This window comes from Pseudoalteromonas sp. CR1, assembly GCF_019392235.1.
Classification (GTDB): domain Bacteria; phylum Pseudomonadota; class Gammaproteobacteria; order Enterobacterales; family Alteromonadaceae; genus Pseudoalteromonas.
On record NZ_JAHXRM010000433.1, the window covers coordinates 1 to 253 of the forward strand.

The window sequence follows — 253 nt, forward strand, 5'->3', positions numbered from 1 at the left end:
CTCGATTCAGCGGCAAGTGGATGATTATGCGGATACACGACTGCGTTTCACCATTTCCTGAAACGCTTCTTTGGGCCTGCCGTATTTTTCTGCCTTGGTTCGTGCAATCGCCGACAACAGCAAATCATTCAATTCAACGCCGACATCAAAGGGGGATCGTTCTCTGTCTTCCAAACAATACGTCGCCGCTTGAACCAGTTCGTTGAGGGAACCAGTGACGGTGCGATCCAACGCCTTGGCAAATCGAACTCTG

General features: G+C 50.6%; 1 protein-coding gene. It reads right to left on the reverse strand.

Features of this window, described 5'->3' with window-relative positions:
* Positions 1-24 precede the first annotated feature (24 nt).
* Positions 25-253, reverse strand: a 229-nt coding sequence (locus tag KZZ04_RS20030; protein ID WP_219424008.1) for a hypothetical protein, incomplete at its 5' end; no start/stop codon positions are given.